We start from the raw sequence: 7,240 nt of genomic DNA on the forward strand, positions 1-7,240 counted from the left end.
AGGTTCTTTGATTCACGCCCCTATGACCCGTGCAGGTATTGGCATTCAAACCGCTCAGATTCGCCCCGGACGGGTGAGCGGTCAACTCCACGTCTATGATGGTGCCGGTAAGGGCAAATCCCAAGCCGCCCTCGGGGTTGTTCTGCGCTCCATTGGTCTGGGTATTGCCTCTGCGTGGCCCACTCGGGTACTCCTATTGCGCTTTCTCAAAGGGCCTGGCCGTGCCTATGCCGAAGATGCCGCCATTGAAGCCCTGCAACGGGGGTTTCCCCATCTTATCGACCAAGTGCGCACTGGCCGCGCCGAATACTTTACCGCTGAGCAGATTACCAAGTTCGATCGCCAAGAGGCACAGCGGGGCTGGGATATTGCCAAGGGGGCGATCGCCTCTGGTCTCTATTCCGTCATTGTTTTAGATGAACTCAACCCCGTCCTAGATTTAGGCCTTTTGCCCGTTGATGAAGTCGTCAACACCCTCCGCCGCAAGCCCGAACACCTAGAGATTATTGCCACTGGCCGAGGCGCCCCTGCCCAACTGCTGCAAATTGCTGACCTCCACTCTGAGATGCGTCCCCTTGTGCATCCTACGGCTCAAGAACAGGGCATTGAAGGGATTGAAATCTATACGGGTGACGGCAAAGGCAAGTCCACTAGTGCCCTCGGTAAAGCCCTTCAGGCGATCGGCAAAGGCATTAGCCGCGATCAATCCCACCGTGTTCTGATTCTGCAATGGCTCAAGGGGGGGCAGGGCTACACCGAAGATGCGGCGATCGCTGCTCTCAAGGAAAGCTATCCCCATTTAGTGGATCACCACCGCTGTGGTCGGGATGCCATTGTTTGGCGCGGTCAGCAGCAGGAAATTGACTATATTGAAGCCGAACGCGGCTGGGAAATTGCCCGAGCCGCCATTGCCTCTGGCCTTTACAAAACAATTATTCTCGATGAACTCAACCCCACCGTTGACCTCGAGCTTCTCCCCGTCGAACCCATCGTGCAAACGCTGCTGCGTAAGCCCCGCACCACTGAAATCATTATTACCGGTCGCTGCAAATACCCCCCCGCCTACTTTGAACTGGCCAGCGTCCACTCAGAGATGATTTGCCACAAGCACTATGCCGAGAAGGGCGTTGATCTCAAGCGCGGCGTTGATTTTTAAGAACAGATGCGAGCTAGCACCGTTTCCCCCACGGTAAACTGCTGCAAATAGGCGATGACAGTTGCAAATTGGGGGCGATTTAAGCGGTAATAAACCCACCGCCCCTCTTGACGCGAGAGCACCAGATTCGCTTGCCGCAGTGCCCGCAGATGAAAGGAGAGCTTTGAAGGCGTCAGGTGCAGGCGATCGCACAAATCACAGACACACAGCTCCTCCCGATGCAGAATCTCAATCACCTTCAACCGCAACGGCTCCCCAAGGGCATGGAAGGCCAATTGAATCTCGGCGGGGTATTCCTGATCAATCTCTGAAGCAACCATCACTGCACCGGACAAGGGACACCAAGGGGTTGGCGAAACTGCTCCTGTTCCCCTGTTTGAGCCGTATTCACGGGCTTAGGCGCTTGACTGCGATAAATAGCTTGGCGCAATTGAGCCACTCCTGCTTGATACAGGCGATCGGCTGCTGTCGTCCACAAACGGGGATTAGTACTCACCTCTTGCGGCAGCGTCACCATTACATTCGGCGTAATCCCTGTGCGGTTAATATCCGTGCCATTGGGCGTGTAGTAATGGGCAACCGTCACCGATAAGCCTGAACCATCACTCAATTGATGAATGGATTGTACCAAGGCCTTCCCGTAGGTTGGTGTGCCCACCACAATCGCACGACCATTATCCTGCAATGCCCCTGTAAGAATTTCACTACTGCTCGCAGAGCGGTGATCCACCAAAACCACGAGGGGCAAATTCGTCAATGCCGATTGATTCGCCCGTGCCTGTTCACTGTGGCCACTGCGATCGACCGTACGCACAATCAAACCTTGATTCAACCACATGCGAGCAATATCAATGCCTGCCTGCAACAGCCCCCCTGGATTCCCCCGCAAATCCAAAACAAACCCCTCCACCTTCTCCGCCTCTAGCTTACGAATTGCCGCTCGCAACTGATCCGCCGCGTGGGCAGTAAATTCACTCAGATAGATATAGCCAATGCGGGCACCCCCTTCCTCCTTGACCAGCGATCGCACCGCAGGGAGTTCAATCAATGCCCGTGTCAGCGTCAGGCGAAAGGTACCGCGATTAGGGCGAAACAACTGAAGTTCAATGGGAGTCCCCACCCGCCCCCGAATCCGTCGCGACGCCTCCTCAATCGACATCCGCCGAGTAGAGTGACCATCAATGGCCAGCAGGCGATCGCCTGCCCGAATTCCCGCCTTAGTTGCGGGTGAATTTTCCAGTGGCTCCAAGATCGTCAACTGTTGTGTCTTTTCATCCACGGTCAAGCGAATACCAATCCCCGAAACTTCCCCAGACGTTTGCGTGCGCAAAGCCGTAAACTCATCCGGAGTCATGAAGCGGGTATAGGGGTCATTCAACTGCTGCAACATTCCCCGAATAGCCGCATAGGCCTGCTCCCGCGACGTGTAGCGCTGCGCCAAAAGTTGCTGCCGTACCGCCAGCCAATCCACCTGATTAAACGACTCATCCACATATTCCTGCTGCACAATTTGCCACACCTCATCCACCAACGTCTTGGGACTGTCCTGCATTCGTCCATAGCTTGGTAATGCCGCCGCCAGCACCGCTGCCACCACTGAGGAACCCACCAGCAGCCAGTGCCGAAGACCCATCAAACGCATGAATTGAGGCATGACCCTAAAAACCTTTTGAGGAGAGCGATATTTGATGCAATATAGACCGAACTACCCATCAATGTCACTCCCCTATCCAAAACCGATCATCCCTTAAACATTTCTTAAAAATCAAGACCCCACCTAGAAAACCTAGATGGGGTGGTTTGAATATTTTGCCTAGCACCGAGCTATTTTTGCAGGAGGCGACCCTCCAACTATCTTCACCGCTGCGACGTTTCACCTCTGAGTTCGGGATGGATCAGCGTGGTTCCGCCGCGCCATAGGCACTAGGCAAAGCCTTGATTTTGAATTGAGAACCTAGACTAAAGAGTTGCTAGATAAATTCAGCGTCAATAACCTTTCAACTAAATAGCGATTGTCAGTACAGTTAATTGACTCAGACACCTGTTGATTGATGAGGTCAAGCCCTCGGTCTATTAGTACTCCTAGACTTCATCCATTACTGGACTTCCATCGAGAGCCTATTAACGGGTGTTCTACCCGTGACCTTACTGGCTTATGCCATGGGAGCACTCATCTTGAGGTGGGCTTCCCACTTAGATGCTTTCAGCGGTTATCCACTCCGCACATGGCTACCCTGCGTTTACCGTTGGCACGATAACAGGTACACCAGAGGTGCGTTCCTCCCGGTCCTCTCGTACTAAGGAGGACTCCTCTCAATGCTCCTACGCCTGCACCGGATATGGACCGAACTGTCTCACGCATGTTGTTCTCGTATCACTACGAGCATGGACTATATCTTCATCCTGACTCTCGCCATTGACGAATCAGGAGCCGACATTTGATGTCTCTGACAACCTCAGAGCATCTCAGCTTACGCTTGATGGCTAACTCAAGCCTAGGCTTCAGTCTCTACGGGATCAAGAGTTGTCGTGATCTCAGGAACTGCTCTACTTGCTCAGAGCGAATTGAACGCTTTTTGGAAGCATTCAGTTCACCAAATTGATCCACTTGCTGAGCAAGCTTCAGGAATTGTTCTGGCGTTAATCGCCTTGATTGAACGACTTCCTGTAGAACAGTAATAGCTAAATCACATTGTGGCTTCTTAAGTTTAAGGTAGCTGCGAAGAGTCAGCAGCACTTTTAAGACAGATGGCGCATCAACAATTGCATACTCACTTAAGCCATCCTTTCGATCTCTCACAAACCCTACTTGGAAAATGGATTTCAACCACTCCAAGAAGGAACGATGAGAAGAAGACTGAAAGAAGGTGATACTAGCACGAATTTGATAACCAAGGATGTAATCCTTACGCCGCACTAGTTGCAAGTTGATACAACCATCACCATCCAAAAAACCAGCAATGTAACTCAGCGTCAAATCATCTGTCACGAGACTCTTGCTTACCCTCGGTATTGTCTTAACCAGCCGTTCGTCACTGATTAAGATTCTACCGATTTTAGTCGGTTTGCTGCTCCACATTACTGTGAAGTGACGCAATGATTTACGTTCTGAACCCAGCTCACGTACCGCTTTAATGGGCGAACAGCCCAACCCTTGGGACGTACTACCGCCCCAGGTTGCGATGAGCCGACATCGAGGTGCCAAACCTCCCCGTCGATGTGAACTCTTGGGGGAGATCAGCCTGTTATCCCTAGAGTAACTTTTATCCGTTGAGCGACGGCCCTTCCACGCGGAACCGTCGGATCACTAAGGCCGACTTTCGTCTCTGCTCGACTTGTAGGTCTTGCAGTCAAGCTCCCTTATGCCTTTGCACTCTACGGCTGATTTCCGACCAGCCTGAGGGAACCTTTGCGCGCCTCCGTTACCATTTAGGAGGCGACCGCCCCAGTCAAACTGCCCACCTGAAACTGTTCCTTCGCTGGCTAACAGCAGAAGGTTAGAATTCTAGCCTTGCCAGAGTGGTATCTCACCGGCGACTCCATATCCCCCACAAGGGATACTTCAACGTCTCCCACCTATCCTGCGCAAGCAAAGCCCGAACCCAATTCCAGGCTACAGTAAAGCTTCATAGGGTCTTTCTGTCCGGGTGCAGGTAGTCCGCATCTTCACAGACACTTCTATTTCGCCGAGCCTCTCTCCGAGACAGCGCCCAGATCGTTACGCCTTTCGTGCGGGTCGGAACTTACCCGACAAGGAATTTCGCTACCTTAGGACCGTTATAGTTACGGCCGCCGTTCACCGGGGCTTCGGTCGCCAGCTTCGCTTGCGCTGACCAGCTTCCTTAACCTTCCGGCACTGGGCAGGCGTCAGCCCCCATACATCGTCTTACGACTTAGCGGAGACCTGTGTTTTTGGTAAACAGTCGCCTGGGCCTCTTCACTGCGACCACCTCTCGGTGGCACCCCTTCTCCCGAAGTTACGGGGCCATTTTGCCGAGTTCCTTAGAGAGAGTTATCTCGCGCCCCTTGGTATACTCTACCCCCCCACCTGTGTCGGTTTCGGGTACGGGTATCTTGGCTTAACGTGCTTAGAGCTTTTCTTGGAAGCATGACATCAATCACTTCCCCACCGTAGTGGGTCGTACTCCTGCCTCAGCTCAGAGCGTTTTCACCGCTCCTCAACACCTCGGACAGTTGAACCGGTAACCAACATCCGGCTGATCTAGCCTTCTCCGTCCCTCTGCACAAACCAAGATGAGTACTGGAATATTGACCAGTTGTCCATCGACTACGCCTTTCGGCCTCGCCTTAGGTCCCGACTAACCCTTCGCGGACGAGCCTTCCGAAGGAACCCTTGGGGTTTCGGGGCATTGGATTCTCACCAATGTTTTCGCTACTCAAGCCGACATTCTCACTTCTGCCTCGTCCACACCTGCTTACGCTAGTGCTTCAAACTAATGCAGAACGCTCCCCTACCACTTACGTAGTAAGTCCACAGCTTCGGTACATCACTTAGTCCCGTTCATTTTCGGCGCAGGAACGCTTGACCAGTGAGCTATTACGCACTCTTTTAAGGATGGCTGCTTCTAGGCAAACCTCCTGGTTGTCTGAGCATCCCCACCTCCTTTGCCACTTAGTGATGATTTAGGGACCTTAGCTGGTGGTCTGGGCTGTTTCCCTCTCGACGATGAAGCTTATCCCCCACCGTCTGACTGGCTGTGTGTACACAGGGTATTCAGAGTTTGACTCGATTTGGTACCGCTCTCGCAGCCCGCACCGAATCAGTGCTTTACCCCCCTGCTATAATCACAACCGCTATGCCTCAACATATTTCGGGGAGAACCAGCTAGCTCCGGGTTCGATTGGCATTTCACCCCTAACCACAGCTCATCCGCCGATTTTTCAACATCGGTCGGTGCGAACCTTCACTTGGTGTTACCCAAGCTTCATTCTGGCCATGGTTAGATCACCCGGGTTCGGGTCTATAAATACTGACAAACGCCCTATTCAGACTCGCTTTCGCTATGGCTTCGGCATTCTTGCCTTAACCTGCCAGTACCTATAAGTCGCCGGCTCATTCTTCAACAGGCACGCCGTCACTCGTTAAATCGAGCTTCGACTGCTTGTAAGCCTACGGTTTCATGTTCTATTTCACTCCCCTTCCGGGGTTCTTTTCACCTTTCCCTCGCGGTACTATGCGCTATCGGTCACACAGGAGTATTTAGCCTTACGAGGTGGTCCTCGCAGATTCATCCGGAATTCCACGTGCTCCGGACTACTCGGGATACAGCTAGGATTGTTAAGCTTTTGACTACAGGACTTTCACCTTCTCTGGTGTAGCATTCCACTACTTCGTCTAGCCGCTCAATTCCACGTTGCTGTCCCACGACCCCAACAGGCAAGCCCGTTGGTTTAGGCTGTTCCCCTTTCGCTCGCCGCTACTAAGGGAATCGAGTTTTCTTTCTTTTCCTCTGGCTACTAAGATGTTTCAGTTCGCCAGGTTCGCCCTCTAACGTTATGGATTGGCGTTAGAGTTACTGGGTTGCCCCATTCGGAAATCTCCGGATCAAAGCTTGTTTCCAGCTCCCCGAAGCGTATCGTCGGTATCCACGTCCTTCATCGCCTCTGTGTGCCTAGGTATCCACCGTAGGCTCTTTGTAGCTTGACCACAGTCAACATTGGTGTCTGTGTTTCTAAATAGAACAAGTGATTGTCCTATCCAAGATAACTACCTGACTAATCGCTATTCAGTTTTCAAGGTTCTGTTGCTGAAGTTTAATGTGCAGACACGTCAACCCTTGATGGAATGACGTGGAGGTAAGCGGACTCGAACCGCTGACCCCCTGCGTGCAAAGCAGGTGCTCTACCAACTGAGCTATACCCCCAGGCATGTGATATGGGCCATCCTGGACTCGAACCAGGGACCTCACCCTTATCAGGGGTGCGCTCTAACCACCTGAGCTAATAGCCCATGCCTGTCTGCTTAACCTAGCAGAGTTTGAAAGCCAAGGTCAACCTCGTGCTTAGACCGCATTGAATCTGTTCTAATAAGGTGACGTTGCGACCTGAACAGATTGGGTCTCC

General features: G+C 52.5%; 3 protein-coding genes, 2 tRNA genes and 2 rRNA genes. 1 reads left to right on the forward strand and 6 read right to left on the reverse strand.

Translation table 11 applies throughout. The annotated features are described in order from the left end of the window. Positions 1-22 precede the first annotated feature (22 nt). Entirely contained in the window at positions 23-1,156 is a 1,134-nt protein-coding gene (locus KV190_RS11455) for a cob(I)yrinic acid a,c-diamide adenosyltransferase (RefSeq protein ID WP_460193479.1), read from the forward strand. On the opposite strand, the gene KV190_RS11460 is transcribed toward KV190_RS11455, so the two are convergent. From KV190_RS11460 to KV190_RS11485, 6 genes are all read right to left on the reverse strand, one after another. Continuing rightward, complete coding sequence (locus KV190_RS11460; RefSeq protein ID WP_460193480.1) at positions 1,153-1,476, reverse strand: ArsR/SmtB family transcription factor; 324 nt, start codon at positions 1,474-1,476, stop codon at positions 1,153-1,155. The genes KV190_RS11455 and KV190_RS11460 overlap by 4 nt on opposite strands. Beyond that, a complete protein-coding gene (locus tag KV190_RS11465; RefSeq protein ID WP_460195283.1) occupies positions 1,476-2,798 on the reverse strand; it encodes a S41 family peptidase in 1,323 nt (440 codons plus the stop codon). The genes KV190_RS11460 and KV190_RS11465 overlap by 1 nt, the downstream gene beginning before the upstream one ends. Positions 2,799-2,967: 169 nt before the next feature. Further along, positions 2,968-3,084: ribosomal RNA gene (gene rrf / locus KV190_RS11470) — 5S ribosomal RNA — on the reverse strand. Positions 3,085-3,209: 125 nt separating this feature from the next. Further along, positions 3,210-6,824: ribosomal RNA gene (locus KV190_RS11475) — 23S ribosomal RNA — on the reverse strand. A gap of 144 nt (positions 6,825-6,968) precedes the next feature. Then, positions 6,969-7,041: transfer RNA gene (locus KV190_RS11480), tRNA-Ala, on the reverse strand. 12 nt (positions 7,042-7,053) lie between these two features. Next, positions 7,054-7,127: transfer RNA gene (locus tag KV190_RS11485), tRNA-Ile, on the reverse strand. Positions 7,128-7,240 lie beyond the last annotated feature (113 nt).

The organism is Thermosynechococcus sp. FA-CM-4201, assembly GCF_054689355.1.